This window comes from Prauserella aidingensis (genome assembly GCF_024171865.1).
Lineage (GTDB): Bacteria > Actinomycetota > Actinomycetes > Mycobacteriales > Pseudonocardiaceae > Prauserella > Prauserella aidingensis.
Genome location: NZ_JAMTCN010000060.1, coordinates 1 through 3,536, shown reverse-complemented (window position 1 = coordinate 3,536; position 3,536 = coordinate 1). Strand labels below are relative to the sequence as shown.

General features: G+C 73.1%; 1 protein-coding gene. It reads right to left on the bottom strand.

Going from position 1 to position 3,536, the window contains the following annotated elements; genetic code table 11:
* Positions 1-3,536 (bottom strand): SDR family NAD(P)-dependent oxidoreductase (locus tag LY13_RS25275; RefSeq protein WP_253831065.1); only part of this gene is annotated, 3,536 nt, incomplete at both ends.

Genomic DNA, 3,536 nt, shown 5'->3' with positions numbered 1-3,536 from the left:
GCCTCCGCAAACACCGGAAACACCGACGCCAACTGCCGGCCCATACCCACACGCTGACTGCCCTGACCCGTAAACACGAACGCCGTACGACCCGACACCGCTTCGACGGGGCGGATGGTGTGGAGGGCACTGCGCAGGTCGGTCAGGTCGCGGCCGATCGCGACGCCCGTGTGGTCCAGGGCTGCCCTGGTGGTGAGCAGTGTGTGCGCCACGTCGACGGGCTCGGCCTCGACGCGGGACAGCCGCTCGGCCTGAGCCCGCACGGCGTCGGCCGTGTGGCCGGACACGACCCAGGGCACGGCCCGCCGGGGCCGCGGTTCGTCGCCGGCTGTCTCCGGTTCGGGCAGAGCGGGTGGCACCTGTTCGACGACGAGGTGCGCGTTCGTGCCGCTGACTCCGAACGAGGACACGCCGATGCGCCGCGGACGCTCGGTCTCCGGGAGCGGCTGTGGCTCGGTGAGGAGCGAGACCGACCCCGTGGTCCAGTCCACGTGCCGGTTCGGCTCGTTCACGTGCAGCGTGCGGGGCAGGGTTCCGTGTCGCAACGCCAGCACGGACTTGATGACCCCGGCGACGCCGGCGGCGGCCTGCGTGTGCCCGATGTTGGACTTCACCGATCCCAGCCACAGCGGCCGGTCACGGTTGCCGCCGTACGCCGCCAGAAGGGCCTGCGCCTCGATCGGGTCGCCCAGCGTGGTACCCGTTCCGTGCGCCTCGACGGCGTCCACCTCGGACGGTTCGAGGTCGGCGGAAGCCAACGCGGACCGGATGACGCGCTGCTGTGCGGGTCCGTTCGGTGCGGTCAGGCCGTTGGAGGCGCCGTCCTGGTTCACCGCCGAGCCGCGCAGCACGGCGAGCACCGGGTGCCCGTTCCGCTGCGCGTCGGAGAGCCGTTCGACGAGGAGCATGCCGACGCCCTCGCCCCAGCCGGTGCCGTCGGCGTCGTCGGAGAACGCCTTGCAGCGGCCGTCACCTGCGAGGCCGCGCTGGCGGGAGAACTCGACGAACACCGCAGGCGTCGACATCACGGTCACACCGCCCGCGATCGCCAGGTCGCACTCCCCCGACCGCAGCGACTGGGCGGCCAGGTGCAGCGACACCAGGGAGGCGGAGCAGGCGGTGTCGACGGTCAGTGACGGCCCTTCGAGGCCGAACGAGTACGACAGTCGGCCGGACACCACGCTGGCCGCGTTGCCCGTGGCCAGATAGCCGCCGTACTCGGACAGGTCGTCACCGAGCGCGGTGGCGTAGTCCTGGCCGTTGGTGCCGACGAACACTCCGGTCGCGCTGCCGTGGACCGAACGGGGGTCGAGCCCGCCGCGTTCGAACGCCTCCCAGGTGGTCTGCAACAGCAGGCGCTGCTGCGGGTCCATGGCCAACGCCTCCCGTGGGGAGATGCCGAACAGCTCCGCGTCGAAGCCCGCGACATCGGCGAGAAACCCGCCTTCGGCGGTGTGTGAGACGCCGGGACCGTCGGCGGCTCCGGCCAGCAGTGTGTCGAGGTCCCAGCCCCGGTCGGTCGGGAACGCGCCCAGCGCGTCGCCGCCTGCCGCCAGCAGCTCCCAGAATTCCTCCACGGAGGACACTCCGCCGGGGAAGCGGCAGGCCATGGACACGATCGCGATCGGGTCGTCGGCCACGGCGGGGGCGCGAGTGATCTCCCGCGTCCCGCCCGGGCCGCCGAGGAGTTCGGCGAGGTGGACCGTCAGCGCGGCGGGCGTGGGAAAGTCGAAGACGAGGGTCGCGGGCAGGGTGAGACCGGTGGCCCGCGTCAGGACGTTGCGCAGTTCCAACGCGGTGAGCGAGTCGATGCCCAGGTCCCGGAACGCCTTGCCGGGCGGCACGTCCGCGGCCGAGGGGTAGGCGAGCACTCCCGCGGTGCAGGAGCGCACCAGCTCGTCGACGTCCTCCGGGCCCACGGTGGTACCCACAGTCGGGCCGGAGGGCGCGGGGGCGTGGATCAGGTCGAACACGGTGCTGGGCCGGGATGCGGTGAACGCGGGGACGAACCGTTCCCAGTCGATGTCGGCGACGACGACGCACCCGTCGCCGACGGCCTTGCCGAGCGCGCGGACGGCGAGCGCGGGCGGCATCGGCGTCACCCCTCCGCGGTCGACCCGTCCGGAGGCGGGCCCTTCCGCGGCCATTCCGCCACCCGCCCACGCGCCCCAGGCGATGGCGGTGGCGGGCTCGCCTGCGGCGAGGCGGCGCTCGGCGAGCACGTCCAGTTCGGCGTTGGCCGCGGCGTAGTGGGCCTGTGCCGCGCTGCCGGTGACGCCGGAGACCGAGGTGAACAGGACGAACGCGTCGAGGCCGGTGGTCAGTTCGTCGAGCAGCAACGCCGCGTCGACCTTGGGCCGGAAGACGTTGGCGACTCGCTCCGGCGTGAGATCGGTGGCGACGCCGTCGTCCAGGACGCCCGCGGTGTGGATGACGGCGTCGACCGGGTGCCGGGTGAGCAGGGCGTGCAGTTCGTCGCGGTCGGCGGCGTCGCAGGCCTCGACGGTGACGCGGGTGCCGAGCGCGGTCAGCTCGTCGCGCAGCTCCGCGGCGCCGGGGGTGTCGAGCCCGCGACGGCCCAGCAGGAGCAGGTGCTCGGCGCCGTTCTCTGCGCACCAGCGCGCGGTGTGGGACCCGGCAGCGCCGAGACCGCCGGTGACGAGCACGGTCCCGCGTGGCTTCCAGGACGCCGTCGGCGCGGCCGCACGCACGAGTCTGCGGGCACTGACGCCCTGGGGACCGAGAACGAGCTGGTCCTCGGACGTCTGGGCCAGTGCGGCGCGGAGGTCGGCGGTGCGGTATCCGGGCTGCACGTCGATCGAGCCGCCCCACAGAGCGGGCTGTTCCAGCGCGACGGCCCGGCCGAAGCCGTGCACTCCGGCGGAGGGCCGGGTGGTCACGCACCACAGGCGCGCCGCGCTACCCGCGGCGACGAGCCGCTGTACGAGCGCGAGGAGGTCGTCGAGCGACGGGTCGACCGCCACCACCCCGCCCGTCGCGTCGTCGACCGTGGCGGTGCCACCGACGGCTTCGGCGATCGCGGTCGCCTCGTCGCCGGTGTCGGCGCCGACGACGGCCCAGGTGCCCTCCGGTTCGGCGGGGGGAAGGCCGACGGTCGTCCAGTCGACGCGGTAGCGCCAGCCGTCGGTGATGTCCTTGGGGAGCTGTTTGACCCAGTAACGGTCTCGCTGGAAGGCGTATGTGGGCAGGTCGCCACGGGAGCCACGGCCGGTCACCGCGGTCCAGTCGAGTGAGTGACCACGGGTCCACAGCTCGCCCGCGCCGCGCAGCACACCGCCTACTTCGTCGGTGTCCTTGCGCTGGGTGGGGATGCCTCCGTCGAGGAACGGCGTCAGAGCCGCATCCGGCCCGACCTCCACGACATGCGCCGCATCCAGCCGTGCGACACCCTCGGCGAACCGCACCGTATTCCGCACGTTGTCGACCCAGTAGTCCGGATCGGACGGAGAACGCTCACCGGCCACGGGGACGAACTCGACCCGCGGCTCCCGCAACTCCACCCGCTCGACCACCGA